Source organism: Peribacillus aracenensis (genome assembly GCF_025175645.1).
Lineage (GTDB): Bacteria > Bacillota > Bacilli > Bacillales > DSM-1321 > Peribacillus > Peribacillus aracenensis.
Genome location: NZ_JANZMJ010000010.1, coordinates 1 through 17378, shown reverse-complemented (window position 1 = coordinate 17378; position 17378 = coordinate 1). Strand labels below are relative to the sequence as shown.

Genomic DNA, 17378 nt, shown 5'->3' with positions numbered 1-17378 from the left:
AAAAGTGTATTCTAGTGAGGAAAAGAAAGTTTTAATGTGATGACCTGAATGACCATATTAAATACCAATCGAAATCCTTATGATGAAAAAACCCACGATAACAGGGTTTTTTATTTTTCAAAGTCATTAATAAAGTGAAATATCTAATATCTAAATAAAATGCAGAATTACTATTTTGGAAGTCTCACATTGCTTTTCTTATTGTGGCTTTGAATGAAAACCTTTGCGGCATTCTTAGCTTACCAGGTTATATTCAGTCCTTGTATAACAAGGTCTGGAATAAATTACAGGTTACTTTTAGCTTTTATCCAATAAACCAAAATGATTTACGTTGGAGGTGGGTGTTTTGATAAAAATAAAACTCGTTGTTCCTCGAAAAGGGTATATTACGGATGCTTTTGAAAGGTTTGAGGAATTCAACAAGTTGGAAGAATCGGACAACAATGATAACGGTTCAGTGAAGTTTGTATTAGAGGAGGTGGTTGAGGATGCCGATAAGATTGGGAAGTTGAAGCTGGATGCTGATGTGATCATTTCAAGGGGTTTGATCACGAAACTATTAAAAGAAAGCAATGAATTCATTCCAATCGTCGATATACCTGTCCAAGGGATTGACCTCATTCGTTCCCTATATGATTGCAAGGCACGTTTTGGCAGTAAAAAAGTGGCCGTTATTGGAGCATTAAACATGATTTATGGGGTGGAAAACCTTTCGGATATTGTTGATTTGCCAATTCAGTCCTATATATTAAATGATATCGAGTCCTCAGTCAGTTTAGTGGATTTGGCAGCCAGAGAAGGTTGTGAGGTGGTGTTAAGTGGTTTAAGTACCTGTAAATATGCTGAAGAGATAGGGTTAGGAGCCATACTGGTTGACACTGGAAAGGAATCATTTCGGCAGGCGTTGATTGAGGCGAAAAGAGTAGCTCTTGTCAGCAGAAGGGAACAGGAAAAGACCAAGCGTTACCAAACGATTCTTAATTATGCCTATGAAGGGGTTATTGCTATAGATTTAAAAGGACAAATATCTGTATTTAATACGGCGGCTCAGGAGATATTATCCATTTCCAAGGGGAGCTTAATTGGAAATTCCATATACGATATAATAAAGCCCGGGAAATTTCGAAATATGCTTTTAAGTGAAGGTGAATACGAAAAAGATACCGTTGCTTACCAATCGATTCAATTATCGCTAAAAAAAGTTGCGATATTTTTAAAAGGCATAAAAGTGGGGGATATGGTCGCCTTTCAAGATGTTACCCGCATTCAAGAGATGGAAGGAAAGTTCTTCAGAAAACTTCATTCACGCGGACATGTGGCCAAGTACACATTTGATGATATATTGTATCGAAGTCCCGAAATTAAGAGGACAATTGAAACAGCTCAACGTTATAGTGAAGTAGATTCAAACATTCTTATAATTGGAGAAACTGGAACGGGCAAGGAAATATTCGCCCAAAGCATACATAATCATAGCAATCGGAAAAATAACCCGTTTGTAGCCATTAATTGCGCGGCGCTTCCCGAAAATTTATTGGAAAGTGAGCTTTTCGGATATGCAGAAGGAGCTTTCACGGGAGCCATGAAAGGCGGAAAGCAAGGATTTTTTGAACTGGCTCATAGAGGTACGATTTTTTTAGATGAAATAGGGGAAATCTCCCCAAAAATGCAAAGCCGGCTGCTACGTGTCCTCCAAGAGCGGGAAATCATGCGTATCGGTGATGATAAAGTAATTCCCGTTGATGTGAGAATTGTGTCGGCAACGAACAAAGACCTCATGCAAATGGTGAAAAGTAATGACTTTCGGGAGGATCTGTATTATCGCTTGAGTGTACTGGACCTTGTATTGCCTCCACTTCGGGAACGCAGAGAAGATATTCCATTATTGGTGAATGCTTTTATTCAGAAAGGCCATTCTGATCAAAAACAAATTAAGATTACGGATACTGCTATGAAAAAGCTGAGCGAAGAGAATTGGGAAGGGAATATCCGCCAATTGCAAAATTTTTGTGAGCGATTATGCGCTCTTTATAAAGACAAGTTAATTGATGTGTACGATATTGAAATGTATTTTCCCAATAGAAGTAAAAAGAAAATACAGCTATCGAAACAAGTCGAAGAGATGGATATGTCCTCTGGGATGCATTTATCCGAGCGTGAAAGAATTGTTCAAATGTTAATTAAGGTTAATTTTAATAAAGGAAAAGCTGCCTTTGAGTTAGGGATGAGTCGCACTACTTTATGGAGAAAGATGAAAAACTTGAATATTGAAACAGATTGAAACGTAATGAAACAAAATAATTCATTTTGAAACAATTTGTTACATTTATTTATGTCTTGCTATAAGGACTGATTGGCTTCTTTCTTGAATAAACGGATGTTTTTTATGTTGGCACAATAATTGTATATATAACCATGCAGTAGGAAAGATTTTTCCTTCAAGGTTAACATGAAAGGGTTGGTGTGAAGGTGAGCCATTTAGTGTATATTCCGCAAGATATTGAGAAAGAGGGGAAAAGTTATTTAGTAGAAAAAGGCTATAAGATTAAAGTAGGGTCTGATCTGTCCCAAGAAATTCTTATGGAAGAAATCAAGGGTTGTGATGCAGTGCTAACGAGATCAACAGCTGTAATAAATAAAGAAGTCATTCAAGCAGCTGAAAACCTCAAAGTGATTGCCAAGTATGGTGTGGGCTTGGACAATATTGATATCGAAGCTGCTACAGAGCGTGGCATTTATGTAACAAATACCCCAGAGGCAAATGCGAATTCTGTAGCTGAACATGTAATGGCATTAATTTTATCATTGTCCAAAAACTTAAGCTTGGCTGATAAAGAACTGCGCAGCGGGAATTTTGCTATTCGTAATCAACTTTTTGGCATGGACTTGGAAGGCAAGACATTGGGGATTATCGGACTGGGGAGAATCGGCAGAATACTGGCAAAAAAGGCTTACCAAGGCTTTGATATGAAAGTGATTGGCTACGACCCCTATGTTACAGCCAAAAAGAATTCAGAGTTGGAGATAGTAACAGATTTAGAATGGTTATTCATAAACTCTGATGTTATTAGCCTGCATCTGCCGTTAACGAAAACAACAAAAGGGATAATAGGTAGCCGTGAGTTTTCCTGGATGAAACCTTCTTCCTATTTTGTAAACGCTTCCAGGGGCGGTGTAGTGAAGGAAAGTGATTTAGTAAATGCTTTGCAAGCGGGCCAGATTGCCGGTGCTGGAATAGACGTATTTGAAGTTGAGCCTCCTGATAAAGGGAATCCCCTTTTTAAATTGGATAATGTGATTGTCAGTCCTCATAATGCGGCATTGACGAAGGAAGGCTCGATACGCATGGCTGTACATGCAGCAATGCAAGTGGAACAAGTTCTTACAGGCATGCAACCGAATTGGGCTGTAAATGAGCCATTAACTAAAGGGTTGTCAATGTAATAGTACAGAAAAAAATATCTGTTTTTTCAGAAAAATGAAGGATTGGATGATTCAAGTTGGGCATTTGTTGATAAGGATGGTGAACAAATGAAGAAATTGATCTATGTGATAAGTGCAATACCGGCACTTGGCTCGCTTGTGGTTATCAATCGGATTGAACCTTATGTTTTAGGGATGCCATTTGTTCTTTTTTGGGCCATTTTATGGGTTTGTCTTACATCAGTGTTTTTAATAATTGCCAATAAACTTGACCCAGCAACCGAGGAGGAAGAAGACTGATGAATGAAGCCCTGCTTGTTATCCTTTTCTTTTTGGTTCTGTGTATTTGGTTAGGGCTTCAAGCTCGAAAAGGTAAGAATATGAGTTTGGAACAATGGGCTATAGGCGGAAGGGGTTTCGGCAGCTTTTTGCTCTTCTTCTTGATAGCAGGTGAAATGTTTACGACATATACGTTTTTGGGGGCAAGCGGCGGAGCGTATAGATCTGGTATGCCTCCTGCCCTATACGCTTTCAATTGCTTCTATTTTGTAATCGCCTATTGGCTGTTGCCGCCTATTTGGAGATATGCCAAAAAAAATAATGTCATATCTCAATCTGATTTTTATGATAAAAAGTACAATAGTCCGGCTTTAGGAGTTCTTGTGGCGGTAATTAGCGTCATTTCAATTATTCCATATCTGATCATGCAGTTGAAAGGGTTAGGAATTATCGTATCGGAAGCCTCCTATGGGTCCATTTCGCCAAATGTGGCCATAGTTGTAAGTGTCATTGCGATCACAATTTATGTAACTGCTTCAGGGATGCATGGGGTAGCGTGGACCGCGGTCATTAAAGATATCATGATTCTGACTGTAGTCGTCATCATGGGGATTTATTTTCCTCTTCATTATTACGGTGGTTTACAGCCGATGTTTGAAGCAATCGATACGGCAAAACAAGGTTTGTTGATTTTCCCGGAACAAGGTTTGAGTATCTCTTGGTTTATTTCAGCTACGATCATGACAGCACTGGCATTTTATATGTTTCCTCATATGTTGGCGGGAGTATTCTCTGCAAAAAGTCCAAAATCACTTCGTTGGAATGCTGGGGTTATGCCAATTTATCAAGTAATCATCATTTTTTCGTTATTTATTGGTTTTTCTGCGATTCTCCAAGTTCCGAATCTACAGGGGGCAGAAGCAGACTTAGCTTTATTTAAAATGGCGAAAATGTCATTTGATCCCTGGTTTGTTGGGGTTATTGGAGCATCAGGGGCGATGGCCGCCCTTATACCTAGTTCACTCGTGTTGACGGCAACTGCCACGATACTTTCCAAAAATGTATATAAGGTGTGGAAGCCGAATACATCGGATGAACAGCTTCAAAGACTGAGCAGGATGTTAGTACCTGCCATTTCCATAGTGACTCTATATTTTACGTTTAATGGCGGGGAGTCGATTTTTACGTTGTATCTAATGGCATATAGCTTCATGGCACAGTTATTTCCCGCATTATTTTTTAGCTTGTGGAAAAATAATCCTGTTACCGTCCAAGGAGCTTTTGCCGGAATGATCGCTGGAATTCTAATTGTCATATACTCGACTACTTCAGGTACGACACTTGCTACTTTATTTCCATCTCTGCCGCAAGTCATACAAGATCTTGATGTAGGGTTAGCCGTATTACTCATCAACATTGCAGTAACTTTGGGAGTGAGTGCCGTTACAAGAAAAACATCAATTGGGATGGAAGAAGATAATAAACAAGCTTCAGGAATGGACAAAACTAGTTAAATGCTGGTGGGAATGAATCCAATTTTAAGATAATCATAAATTACTAGAACAAAAACACGTACTTGAAAGCGGGAGGCTTGATTATGAAAGTCAGTGGAGGAAGAGCAATCGTAGAAGTAATGGCTAAAGAAGGGGTAAAAAAAGCTTTTTGTGTACCAGGTGAAAGTTATCTTAGTGTAATGGATGCACTATATCAACATCCTGAAATAGAACTTATTTCCGCCAGGCATGAAGGGGGTGCCTCCTTTATGGCGGAAGGGTATGCCAAGGCTTCGGGAGAGGTAGGAGTTTGTATGGCGACGCGTGGAGTGGGTGCTACAAACTTAGCTATCGGCATTCATACTGCCGCCCAAGACTCAACCCCTTTGGTTGCGTTGATTGGCCAAGTCGAACGCTCTTTTAAAGAAAAGGAAGCATTCCAGGAAGTGAATTTGACGGGTTTATTCAGTCATTTATGTAAATGGACGGTAGAAATCGATCGTGTGGAAAGGATCCCGGAATTATTGCAACGGGCGTTCCATATTGCGAGATCGGGGCGTCCGGGCCCTGTATTGGTGGCTTTGCCGCATGACATGTTAGAAGATGAGGCAGAGTTGAACATAAATCCAACTTATCGCTCGCTTCCTCCTCAACCACATATGGAAGTTGTGAAGCAGGCGATGGATATGATACGAAACGCGGAGCGTCCCGTATTGATTGCTGGCGGGGGTGTGATTCATGCTAAGGCCAACAGGTTGCTTGTACAGTTTGTGGAGGCAATGAAACTTCCTGTCATTACAGCTTTCCGGCGATTTGACGCGTTTCCGAACTCACATCCTTGCTATGCAGGATGGCTTGGGTTTGGGACACCACAATATTTACTTGATGCAATCCGCGATGCAGATGTAGTTTTGGCATTAGGAACACGATTCTCTCAAGTAGGAACACAAGACTACACGTTGATTTCTGAAAATTCAAAACTTATCCATGTGGATATTTGTCCCGATATTTTTGGTAAAGTGTATCCACCTTCACTTGCCATTGAAGCAGATGCAAATAGCTTCTTGGAACAAGCACTGCAAGCGCCAGAACCAGGATCTATTATTTCAAGCGAAGACCATTTGAAAGAATTGCATGATAAATATATGGAATTTTCAGAACCGAAGGCCGATTACACAGAAGACTTCGTGGATATGGACGGATTGATGCATGATCTTGCCGTCTGTCTGCCGAAGGATACCATCATTACAAATGATGCCGGCAACTTTTTCGGGTGGCTATCCAGATATTACCGTTTCGAGCAAGAAAACACATACGTGGGGCCAACGTCGGGTGCGATGGGATATGGACTGCCTGCTGCTATTGGGGCAAAGCTGGCGCAGCCTCACAAACATGTTGTATCCATTTCAGGAGATGGAGGCTTTATGATGACTCTCCAAGAGATTGAAACCGCTGTACGGTATAAAATTCCGACTATATCAATTGTTGTCAACAACAATATTTACGGAACAATTCGAGTACATCAAGAAAGGCATTTTCCAAATCGGGTCGTTGGAACTGACTTGTCTAATCCTGATTTTGCCGAATTGGCCCGCTTATTTGGAGCGCATGGTGAAAAGGTTGAAAAAAATAGTGATTTTGCGCCAGCCTTTCAAAGGGCGATTGATTCAGGGCTGCCGGCTGTAATTGAAGTTGCAGTCAATCCCAAGATTCTATCTGTAGGCCAAGACAAGAAGGAAGTACACCAAAATCTATTGTCCAACAAATAGTTGTGGGGCATATATACTTTGACATTGTTTTTGCATTAGAAGTTAGTAGGAATAATAAAAGATTCTGGGGAGGTTTCACAGATGTTAAAACCATATTTAGTTGTGGAATGGAATGATACGGAAACAGATGCTAAAGGTTGGCTGGTCGTGCATAACTTTGTTAAAGGCTACGCAGGCGGCGGTACAAGAATGCATCCAACTGTCACAAAAGAAGAGGTCGAAAGGTTAGCTGAGGCGATGGCTTATAAGTATGTAGCCGGTGAATCTGAGACGACTGGCGCATGTAAAGCGGGTATTGCCTATGACTATAAAGCGCCAGACGCGTATGCAGTATTAAGAAGATTTCTAATTGCGATGATGCCTTATATAGACATCGGGGTATCTTTAGGCAGTGATTTAGGTACCAAATATGAAGATGTGCTCAAAATATTTAATGAATTTGGTATTGATATCCCTCTTACGAAATCAATGAAGCAGAATCCGAATGTTCTACAAGGGATAAAGGACTTTGATGCACTGTTGAAAACAAAAATTGACGGGTTGTTTTTAAACGATGTTGTAACAGGCTATGGTGTAGCATTTTCGGCAGATGAGGCTTGGAAATTTAAAAGCGGAAAGGGTGGAGCGAGAGTTGTCATTCAAGGATTCGGCTGTGTAGGGGCAAGCTGCGCATTGAAAATGTCCCAGTTAGGTTATAAAGTTGTTGGAATTTCTGATGCAACCCTTTTGGTAACGTGTGAAGAAGGATTAGATGTCCAAAAGCTTATTGATCATAAGAATATGTACGGAGAAATGGATAAAGCCTTTTTTGAACCGCATTATGATGTAAGGCCGAACACGGAATGGCTCGATATAGATTGCGACATTTTAATTCCGTGCGCACTAGAGGATGTCATCCACATATCCAATGCTCAAAGCGTAAAAGCAAGCTTAATTGTGGAAGCGGCAAACATTCCCATTTCTTTTGAGGGAGACGAAATCATAAAACAAAGAGGAATTGATGTTGTCAATGATTTCGTTGCCAACCTGGGGGCGGTAAGATTTTATGATGCGGTTATTTTCGGACTAGTTAAACCAAATCCGCAAGCTGTCGTTGATGATATCGAAAAACTATGCAGGAAAAATACGTTTCAGTTGTTTACAGAAGCAAAAAACCAAAATAAATATCAAAGAGAAGTAGCTTATGAAATATTTAAACCGACAATCAGTGACTTGCTAGAGTATGCTGAACCTTCCGAAGCGTTATCTGCACAATAATAATGCGGTTTAACTTCAGAATAATGGGAACTCTCGTTATCTTGTGTTAATCATAAAAATTTATAGAGCAGTTTATCGATTAGAAACGGGGGGGAATTCATGCAAACAGTACATGAAAATCAGCCAAAAGAATTACAGCGTTCGATGAAGAGCAGACATTTATTCATGCTCTCCTTAGGTGGGGTTATTGGAACAGGTCTTTTCCTGGGATCAGGTTATGCGATCGGTGAAGCCGGACCCGCAGGAGCGATTATTGCCTATTTGTTCGGTGGTTTATTAATGTACTTGGCGATGATTTGTCTCGGTGAATTATCGGTAGTGATGCCGGTGTCCGGTTCCTTTCAGGTCCATGCAACGAAATTTATTGGACCCGCCACTGGATTTGTCATTGGCTGGATTTACTGGCTGAGTTGGGCTCTATACGTAGGCTTAGAATTTGTAGCGGCTGGTTTACTCATGGCTAGATGGTTTCCTGATATACCAGTATGGGTATGGTGTATGATATTTACCGTACTTTTGTTCACTATAAATGCCTTAACAACGAGAAGTTTCGCTGAGACTGAGTACTGGTTCTCAGGGATTAAAGTACTTGCTGTTATTCTATTCATCATTATCGGTGCGGCAGCGATGTTTGGATTGATTCATATGGATGCACAACCTGCTCCGTTTTTATCTAATTTTATGGGTGATGGACTATTTCCTACAGGATTCACGGGTGTGTTTATATCGATGATGACGGTCGTATACGCATTCCAGGGATCAGAAATCATGGGGGTTGCAGCAGGCGAGACGGAAAACCCGCAAAAAAGTATTCCAAGAGCGATTCGAAACATTGTAATACGTGTGCTGCTTTTCTATGTTCTAGCAATCTTTGTTCTATCGGCAATCGTTCCGTGGCAAGAAGCTGGGGTGCTGGAAAGCCCATTTGTTACCGTGTTTGAAATGGTAGGCATTCCTTATGCGGCTGACATTATGAATTTCGTAATTTTGACGGCGGTCCTCTCTGTAGGGAACACGGGTCTGTTTGCTTGTACCAGGATCCTTTTCTCCCTTTCTCAAAACGGAATGGCGCATCCCTTATTTGGAAAGTTAAATCGACGCGGTGTACCATTTAATGCCTTACTCGTCACCTTGGTCTTTGCCTTACTGTCTTTACTTACAAGTGTAGTAGCAGAAGAAACGCTATTTGTTGTGCTACTTTCTATAAGCGGGGTTGGAGGGGTACTTACCTGGATGGCGATTGCGTTCGCACAGTACAGATTCCGTAAGCAATATATCAGAGAAGGAGGAAAGGTTGAAAATCTTAAGTTTAGAGTACCTTTCTTCCCGTTTGCCCCGATTCTCTGCATCCTTATGTGTCTAGGAATTTTCATATTCACCGCTTATGATTCGACACAGCGTAATTCGTTGTATTGGGGGGGAGGTTTCGTCGTTGCTTGTTATATATTTTACTATTTTAGATATGCGAGAAGAAAAGTAAAAGTGGGGGTGCCAGCCTTAACAAATGATCAGCCCAATGATTTTGTTCAATAGAGGTTCCCGAATGCAGGAATCGTTGAAGGATCCATTTAGAAGATCCCGGTTATAAGCAAAAATGTAAATTAGAAGTAGAAAAATAGAATACGGAGGAAATATTATGCGTTACTTAAATTATATTAACGGAAAATGGCAAGAACCAACTACAGGGGAGTATAAGGAAAACCTTAGTCCCCATAATGGAGAAAATTTAGGGGAATTCCCATCCAGTGCGGCCGCAGATTTGCATGATGCAGTGGCTGCCGCAAAAAATTCATTTCCTGCCTGGAAAAAACTATCGTTTCAGCAAAGGGCTTCATATTTACAGAAAGCAGCAGATATTTTGAAAAAGAATATGCAGGAAGTGGGGCGGGATTTGATAAAGGAAGAAGGAAAAACATTTCTGGAAGGGATGGGGGAAGCCAATCGAGCTGCCAGCATTCTTGAATATTATGCTGCTGAAGCCCGGCAGCCACTTGGAGAAGTGATTCCTTCAGCGAATGCCAATACATTTTTGTACACAACCCGTACTCCGCTCGGTCCGGTGGGGTTGATTACACCATGGAACTTTCCAATAGCCATCCCTGTGTGGAAATTGGCGCCTGCCCTGATTTACGGGAATACAGTCGTGATTAAACCGGCCGATTTAACACCTAAGTCGGTCTATCATGTGCTAAAAGCATTTGATGAGGCTGGTCTTCCGGCTGGAGTCATTAATTGTGTATTCGGAAGGGGTTCCGTAATTGGTGCTGCATTAGTGGAACATCCTGATGTGAAGGCTATATCTTTTACCGGTTCGAATCAAGTAGGTCAGCAAATTCAAAAACAGGCGATTGAACATGGGAAGAAAGTGCAAACGGAAATGGGAGGGAAAAACCCGCTCGTCGTACTAGCCGATGCTGATCTAGAAAAAGCAGTGGAAATTGCTGTAGGCGGAGCCTTTAAGTCCACAGGGCAAAAATGCACAGCCACTAGCAGGGTGATTGTCGAAGAAGGAATATATGAAGCATTCCGTGACCGTCTTGTCGCCCGGACGAAAGAATTAAAAGTGGGCGACCCGCTCAACGAAGAAACATATATTGGTCCCGCTGTATCTAAATCACAACGCGATGGCGTGCTTGAGATGATTGATGCTGGGAAATCAGAAGCAACGCTATTGTGTGGAGGAGAGATTCCGACTGAAGAGGAATTGACGAACGGATATTATGTCCGACCAGCTATCTTTGAAAATGTTGCTCAGTATGCCCGCATTGCACGTGAAGAAATCTTTGGACCAGTGATCGCCCTGTTTAAGGCAGGAAATTATGAGGAAGCAGTCAAGATGGCGAATGATACAGAGTATGGATTGAGCGCAGCGATTTGCACGAATAATTTAACGGCGGCTCAAAGGTTTATTGAAGATGTCGAAGTGGGTCTTGTCCATGTCAATTCGGAAACAGCAGGAACTGAACCGCAAATGCCATTTGGCGGATGTAAAAATTCAAGTGCAGGCAGCCGTGAACAAGGGAAGAGTGCCGTTGAATTTTATACAGAAGTTAAGACAGTCTATATGGATCGGATATAACAACATTTTGTACCAGGTGTTTTTTAAACTTTTAAATTAGAACATAATTCAGGAGGGATTTTCAATATGTCCACTAAAGAAAATGTACAGTTCAGCCCTACACTCCCTTATTCGCGGTATGTCGATCCAGAAGTATTCAATGAAGAAAGGAAAAAAATTTTTAGAAAGAGCTGGATATTAGCAGGACATGCAAGCCAAGTTGAAAAAGTGGGCGATTTCATGACATTGGATATTGCCGGAGAGCCTATTATCGTTTCTCACGGTACCGATGGGGAACTGCGTGCTTTCTATAATATTTGCCCTCATCGTGGAATGAAAGTAGAAAACTCCGATAAAGGAAATAAAAAAATTTTACAATGCGGATATCATGGATGGACGTTCAAATTAGATGGAAGTGTAAATAGAGCTCCTAATTTTAAAACGAATGAATTGGGCATACACAGCTGTATGAAATCCATACGTTTAGAAGTCCAGAATGCTATGATTTTTGTCAATCTAGACAAAAATGCACCTTCCATGGCAGAAGCATATCAGGAATTTTTAGAGGAAATGAAAGAGTATCCCTTCTTTGATTCACTGAAACTAGTTAGGGAAACCCGCCGTGAAGTTAAAGCTAATTGGAAAGCTGTTGTTGACAATTACCTTGAATGTGATCATTGTTCCATCGCTCATCCTGGTTTTGCGAAATCTTTTGATTTATCAAACTTTTGCACAACGACACACGACAAATTCACCTATCAATATATGACGGTAAGCAAGAATGGTGAGGGTGACCAAGCACGTTTTTATTGGGTTTGGCCAAATATGATGATTAACGTTTATCCAGGAGATGGGAATGTGAATACCATTCAAGTAATTCCTGTTGATGCTGAGACGTCGTTAGGTATTTATCGTGATTACTCCCTCGATGAAAAAACAACCATAGAAAAAGAAGAATACTTTAAATTTGTCGATCAAGTACGGCAGGAAGATTATGAACTGGTGGAAAAATTGCAAAAAGGATTAAGTTCCGAGGCATTTACAAATGGTATTTTTTCTCCAACTGAACATGCTGCAGTTTATTTCCATGAACTTATTAATAAGAACCTCCAGAACTAACTACTGAGCTGGCAATTGAAATCCGCTTAAAGAAGAATCGTTCATAGTGAATTTGTTAATGTATTAGCCCTTAAATAACCAACCAGTATACCGGAGTATACTGGTTGGTTGTTTTATTTGTGATGACTTTTTTGGACGACCGATAAAGTTATGAAATTTGCGAACTGCCTTTTATTCATTCCGGGTGTGAGGATTGGTTCTTCCATTGTTGTTCTTCAGCAAGAAACTCAAAAAAAACATTCATGGCAGTAAGCGGATGCTCATTTATTCTCTTAAAGTAGTTACTTTTTCTGGCATCTGTTAAATAGCCGCTTTTTTTGATTCTTTCCAACATATATTTTTGACTCATTTTCACTATTTCTCTTTGGTTGTGTTTGTTTTCTTTTAATAAGGCAAATCCTACAGCTCCCACCAATGCATAGATTCCAAGTGCGATTTTCGAGATGGGTAAAGATTCGTTCTTAAATAAAAGAAAAAAAAGATTAATGATGGAAAAGCCTATCATCACCGTCGAAAAAAAACCGTATTTCATATTTTTCTTCAACAAGGGGGACAATGTTGATTGAAGTTGTTCGAGTTCGGCTTGCATGAAGCCAGGTATATTATTTATTTTGATATTCATTGTTTCCTCCTTATTATCTTGGATGAACCCAATAAGTATATGGCACTAAAAAAAATGTACCTATTTAATGAAACAGGAAAAGGAACCTGATAATATATATCTTATCGTTTGGAAACGTGTTTGTCATTTAATATACCCCATGAACTTTTTTGGGGAAAGTAACGAAATTGATGTATGTGGGTGATGAATGAAATGCCTAATTATATGTGTTGAACTAACTCAGATAGACAGCGTTCTTGCAGTATGAGGATGCCAAATAAAGATCATTTGCCTTAATATTTTAGTAATGGTATAAATGATGAATGGATTATGGTAAAATGGTCCTTAAATGGAAGTCATTCTTTTCGTTTTTTCATCATTAATCGTTATGGATGGCCACTCTGCGCCTTTTTTTGTCATAAATACGTGACTATTGTGGTATTTTGTTCTTTTAAATCGAGTTTTGGAACGAATCAATATATAATTAGAAAGCGAGATATTAGATTCAAAGATTAAGGAGGGACATAGAATGATGGAATGGGCTCTGATCATTTTGTTTGCTGCAGCAGTATTACTGTTCATTTTATCGTTTATTAAAAAGGATTCTGTAAAAGTGGACAGTCAATTGGAACAGGTTGCTATCACTTTTGGAGATGAAATGAATGTATTACAGGAAAAAATCAGGAACATCGAGATAGATGCTGAAATTACGGTGCAAGAGGCAGGCGTTCTAGCAATGTCTTCCGAAACGCGAATCTTGTTGCGTGAAGTGCTCGACCTACATAAGCGAGGCTATTCATTTGAAAGCATCGCACTGAAGACAAAACAGCCGGAAGATGAAATAGAACGCATGCTTACTCCTTACATAAAAACGAAAAATGAAAGGAGAACTGTGGCCAATGACATCTAAATCAATGCGCAGCTTTGCCGGAGGCATTGTTGTTGCGGCAGGATTGTGCGGTGCAGTGTACTTCTTTGGTCCAAGTGAAGCGACCGGCACATCGGAGAAACTATCAGAAGATGAGATGAAAGAAACTCTGGTTTCTGAAGGGTATGTCATACACTCAGAAAAAGAATGGGAAGATCAGATTGCTGAAGCAAAGTCAATTAAAGATAAAGCGGAAGCTGAAAAAGAAAATGTAAAAGAACCAACAGAGAAAGTCATATACCGTACAGTTCTGAGAGTGTCTAAAGGCTCGACAAGCATCGATGTTGGTAAGACCCTTCAAAAAGCAAAAGTCATTAAGAATGCCAATGATTTTTCTAACGCGGTTGAAAAGAAAGGCAAGGCCAACGGATTACGACCTGGAACGTATGTGGTAGATAGTGCGATGACGACGGAAAAAATAATTTCCATCATATTTAAATGAAAATAAAAACGACCATCGATAAGATGGTCGTTTTTGTTTGTCAAAAGGGTGTCAGGAATGGTTGCATCCCGAACCCTTTTCGTTTTATATGGAATGAAATCTCATTAGATTGAAGAAATTTGCGGCACTCCTGCCGAATAACTGGCTAGCCGTGACCCCGCTAGATGTTTACGGCGAGTTGTCTTGGCAGGCAGTGGGCGGTAAGGGAGCGGATTTCTGAACTCAACTGGAACGTTTTTTCATGTTTTCTTTAACTTATTCTTTGTCCGCACTCCGGCCCACACTGCAATGATAAGTCCTCCAATAGTATCCGCGATTAAATCTATCATTGTATCTTTATTCCCTCCGCCTTGTAGTGTCATTCCGAATAATTGATCAGAACTGAATTCGTAGATCTCCCATATGACACCCCCAAGTGCTGAGAAAGAGAGGGTAAACAAAAAGACAAACCAAGGGGATATCTCTTTGCCTGCATTTCTGTATACCAGTCGTTCATATAAAGCAATACCCGTAAAAGCTAGAAGGGAACCGCTTAGTAAATGTAATAATGTGTCCCACCACCCCAGTCCATACCAACCTAAAATAGAACCTAAAAATTGTGAACCGAATAAGAAGATTAAATAGGAAATGATAATGGGCAGGTTGAATTGAAGCTTGGTAAATAGGGCCAGTAAAAGGGGAATTGCCCCGCATACCACACCGCCTATCGAAACCAGTGATTTGAAAGTTTCATCGGCTGAATAGAAAAAAATAGATAAAGCAGCCATGAAAAGGACATACACTAAACTTAATGAAATAACTAGCTTACGATTCATATGATTACCTCAACAAATTATCAAAATTTTATTTTTTGTACACTAGAATAAATGGAAATAAGAAGACCACCAGTAAGACCGAAAATCAGATCGTACATGGTATCTTTATTCCCTCCTCGCTGCATAGTTTGAGTAAAAGTCTGGTCTCCTGCGAACTCATAGATTTCCCAAAGAACAGAGGCAGTGACTGAAAGCGAGAGAACAAATAGAAAGATGACCCACCTTGAAACATCTTTTCTCGCCGATTGAGGGATGAAAAATTTATAGAGAGCAATTCCAACAAAACCTATAAAAATGCCCTTGTAGAAATGAAGGGTAGAGTCCCACCACTTAAAATCCACATAAAAATTTGCGATTGACCCTAAAAATGTCGTACAGAAAACAAAAACATAATAACCAATAATGATCGGAATGTTAAAGGGATTACGTTTAACAAATAATAATGAAATAGGCAAGGCACTTACCAATATTCCCCCAAGAGCTACCATCCATCGGGAAGAATCATCTTTAATGAGGTAAAAGATGAGTAAAACAGTCATAAATACTACAAAGACTAAACTAAGAATAATGATTATTTTATGTTTCAACATACCACCCCATTCATAACATTCATTGGATCATATCCTATTGTATTCAACCCAAATTCAACCGTGAATATGGATTTTATATCGAAGTTCTAGCATATTTTTACGATGATCTTTATATGCCGCCAACTCGCATTATTTAATCATTTTGGCTACCTAAGCGTTTATGGGCTTAATAGTGGCCCAAAAACCAAGATATCCAGAATTAAAATGATTCCTCTGATCAATGTCCAGTATAAAAAGCTATTTCTCCTTCTATTCTTTTAGTGAACTTTAAGGGGGAAATCATTAAAAAATTTAATGATTTTGGTAAAACGCTCCAATGTTAGCTAGGTGTTTTGTATATTACTTGATTAATGAAAGAATTTTTTAATTTAGTAAGTAATATTAAAAGGGATATGAAGAAAATTTCCAACGTTCGTGTAACAGTTTCAATACCAAAGCGAACGTTCAAGACAACACTACAGCTAACAAAATCAGCTAAAGGAGAAGGGGAATGTAAAATAACCGTTCCAACTAAATACAAATGATTAACAGTTGAAGCGTTCAGGTATTCACCTTTTTGCTTTCTTAATACTTCTTATTTTTGGCCATTCATGTTCAAGTTATTCATATAGATAAATTAATTTGAATGGTCACTGTCATCATTGGTGCTAAATTACCCATTATCAACGGTTTAAAGTTCCCCAAAAATAACAGATAATCATCTCTTCACTTAATAGAGTTGGAGCGTTTGAGACGATGCTGAAGACTGGGGAATTTTTTATGATTAGAGAATTACATCAAAAAGGATGAACAAAAACAGCTATTGCCGAGGAAACGGGGTTTGATCACAAAACAGTCAGTAAATACATAAAGGAAAATCAAGTACTTCAATCAACTATGTGAAAGGGTAGGGAGAGTAAATTCGGAACATTTAAGAGCCTTATGCTCTGCAAAGAATTCAAGAAGGAACGACAAATAGTATGGTTCTTTTTGAAGAAATTCAGACTTTGGGTTATGGGGGGAAAACAACGATTCTTCGAGAGTTTGTTAAACCCCTATCGGGCTCAGCCGAAAAAACAAGTCCACCGGGAAAGCAAGCTCAGATGGATTGGGCGGAAGTAGGAATATATGAGGTGAATGGTAAACTCCAAAAATTGCATTCATCATGATTTTAAGTTATTCCAAATGAAATAGGTGGAGTTTCCAACGGATATGAAATGCCATATGAATGCCTTTCCCTACTTTAAATGGGCTGCCGGAACAAGATCTCCTACGACAAGATGAAAACAGCCGTATCGTCCTCTAATAAATCATTTATTGAATGGGGAAAAGTAAGCCGGTATTGACAAAGCACACTAGTGAATGAGTAAAAGCTCTTGTCAAAATCAATTCTATGACTACTTTTAATATTTAACTTTTGTCTTTTTAAATAATATGCCTGCGTTACAAATAGGTTTCATTTCTATTAATATGCTTTCTATTCTATTGCCCTCTTGGATTGTTAAATTTCCCTTCATGTTTTGATGACTTCTCCTTCTTTGAAAAATAGCTATCTTCACGATGCAGCCCAGCGACTTCTCGTTTTTTTATCAAATATGCGTTCCCTATATTAATAACTAGAGGGT

General features: G+C 39.5%; 14 protein-coding genes. 11 read left to right on the top strand and 3 right to left on the bottom strand.

The annotated features are described in order from the left end of the window. The first annotated feature begins 346 nt into the window (after positions 1-346). From N0M92_RS12050 to N0M92_RS12010, 9 genes are all read left to right on the top strand, one after another. On the top strand, positions 347-2281 hold the full coding sequence (locus N0M92_RS12050) for a sigma 54-interacting transcriptional regulator (protein ID WP_260285922.1): 1935 nt from the start codon (positions 347-349) through the stop codon (positions 2279-2281). Between the two features lie 200 nt (positions 2282-2481). Next, complete coding sequence (locus N0M92_RS12045; RefSeq protein ID WP_260285919.1) at positions 2482-3444, top strand: hydroxyacid dehydrogenase; 963 nt, start codon at positions 2482-2484, stop codon at positions 3442-3444. Positions 3445-3531: 87 nt separating this feature from the next. After that, positions 3532-3723, top strand: coding sequence for a DUF3311 domain-containing protein (locus N0M92_RS12040; RefSeq protein WP_260285918.1), 192 nt, complete (start codon positions 3532-3534; stop codon positions 3721-3723). Further along, positions 3723-5216 (top strand): sodium:solute symporter family protein, encoded by a 1494-nt coding sequence (locus N0M92_RS12035; protein ID WP_260285917.1) that lies wholly within the window; start codon positions 3723-3725, stop codon positions 5214-5216. Before N0M92_RS12040 ends, N0M92_RS12035 begins: the two co-directional genes overlap by 1 nt. An 83-nt stretch (positions 5217-5299) precedes the next feature. Continuing rightward, positions 5300-6964 carry a thiamine pyrophosphate-dependent enzyme gene (locus N0M92_RS12030; protein ID WP_260285915.1) on the top strand — a complete coding sequence of 555 codons (1665 nt, stop codon included), beginning with the start codon at positions 5300-5302 and terminating at the stop codon, positions 6962-6964. Between the two features lie 81 nt (positions 6965-7045). Continuing rightward, positions 7046-8221 (top strand): Glu/Leu/Phe/Val family dehydrogenase, encoded by a 1176-nt coding sequence (locus N0M92_RS12025; RefSeq protein ID WP_260285914.1) that lies wholly within the window; start codon positions 7046-7048, stop codon positions 8219-8221. A gap of 99 nt (positions 8222-8320) precedes the next feature. Further along, positions 8321-9754 carry an amino acid permease gene (locus N0M92_RS12020; protein WP_260285913.1) on the top strand — a complete coding sequence of 478 codons (1434 nt, stop codon included), beginning with the start codon at positions 8321-8323 and terminating at the stop codon, positions 9752-9754. 103 nt (positions 9755-9857) lie between these two features. Further along, complete coding sequence (locus N0M92_RS12015; RefSeq protein WP_260285912.1) at positions 9858-11300, top strand: aldehyde dehydrogenase family protein; 1443 nt, start codon at positions 9858-9860, stop codon at positions 11298-11300. Between the two features lie 66 nt (positions 11301-11366). Further along, positions 11367-12398 carry an aromatic ring-hydroxylating oxygenase subunit alpha gene (locus N0M92_RS12010; RefSeq protein ID WP_260285909.1) on the top strand — a complete coding sequence of 344 codons (1032 nt, stop codon included), beginning with the start codon at positions 11367-11369 and terminating at the stop codon, positions 12396-12398. A gap of 175 nt (positions 12399-12573) precedes the next feature. On the opposite strand, the gene N0M92_RS12005 is transcribed toward N0M92_RS12010, so the two are convergent. Then, positions 12574-13020: a YwnF family protein gene (locus tag N0M92_RS12005; protein WP_260285907.1), complete on the bottom strand. Its 447-nt coding sequence runs from the start codon at positions 13018-13020 to the stop codon at positions 12574-12576. A 508-nt stretch (positions 13021-13528) separates the two neighbouring features. On the opposite strand from N0M92_RS12005, the gene N0M92_RS12000 reads away from it, so the two are divergent. Together N0M92_RS12000 and N0M92_RS11995 are read left to right on the top strand one after the other, a co-directional pair. Continuing rightward, positions 13529-13909: a hypothetical protein gene (locus N0M92_RS12000; RefSeq protein WP_228467446.1), complete on the top strand. Its 381-nt coding sequence runs from the start codon at positions 13529-13531 to the stop codon at positions 13907-13909. Next, positions 13899-14369 carry an endolytic transglycosylase MltG gene (locus N0M92_RS11995; protein ID WP_260285905.1) on the top strand — a complete coding sequence of 157 codons (471 nt, stop codon included), beginning with the start codon at positions 13899-13901 and terminating at the stop codon, positions 14367-14369. Before N0M92_RS12000 ends, N0M92_RS11995 begins: the two co-directional genes overlap by 11 nt. A 239-nt stretch (positions 14370-14608) precedes the next feature. On the opposite strand, the gene N0M92_RS11990 is transcribed toward N0M92_RS11995, so the two are convergent. Further along, complete coding sequence (locus N0M92_RS11990; RefSeq protein ID WP_260285904.1) at positions 14609-15184, bottom strand: hypothetical protein; 576 nt, start codon at positions 15182-15184, stop codon at positions 14609-14611. A 20-nt stretch (positions 15185-15204) separates the two neighbouring features. Further along, positions 15205-15774 carry a membrane-spanning protein gene (locus tag N0M92_RS11985; RefSeq protein ID WP_311202547.1) on the bottom strand — a complete coding sequence of 190 codons (570 nt, stop codon included), beginning with the start codon at positions 15772-15774 and terminating at the stop codon, positions 15205-15207. Between the last annotated feature and the right edge of the window lie 1604 nt (positions 15775-17378).